Source organism: Vibrio sp. 1401, from assembly GCF_033340295.1.
Map to the genome: position 1 here is coordinate 1 of NZ_JAWOWF010000585.1, position 590 is coordinate 590.

A 590-nucleotide genomic window follows, 5' to 3' on the forward strand; every position below is an offset into this window, starting at 1 on the left:
ACCTTGCGGTCGATTTTTAGTACATCAAATTGCCCTTCTTCCAAATAAGAAAACGAAGAGTAGCCCGTACCAAAGTCGTCAATCGCAATTTGAATGCCCTCTTGGCGAATCTGTTCTAACGCAAACGCGTGTTCTTCATCCTGCTCGAAATACGCGGTTTCTGTTAACTCAATAGTCACCAGTTTTGGGTTTACATCGCTGGCTTTAATCAAATCGAGCGATCGCTGGAGAACTTGCAATGAATCCAACTTGGTATTCAACGAGCGATTAATGGAAAGTCCGATATTTTCGCCATAGATTTTTTGCAAATGTGACCACTGCTTCAGCGCGGTTTGGCAAACAACGTCATCCAGCGCAGCGATCAACTCCAGGTCTTCAATGATGGAAATCATCTCTTGCGTGCTGTACTCGCTGTTTTCGTGATAGAAGCGCGCTAATGCCTCGAACTTCACCACATTGCCGGTTCGCGTTTCAATAATTGGCTGAAAATACACATCCACCAGCTCACTTTCAATTTGGGTTTTCAGGAACGTTTCCAAATGCTGACGTTTCACCAACTCGGCGTGAAGTTCACTGTTGTAAAAGTTGAA

General features: G+C 44.4%; 1 protein-coding gene. It reads right to left on the minus strand.

Annotated elements, in window-relative coordinates; translation table 11 throughout:
• Window positions 1-590 (minus strand): EAL domain-containing protein (locus R7Z77_RS26980; RefSeq protein ID WP_318137256.1); only part of this gene is annotated, 590 nt, incomplete at both ends.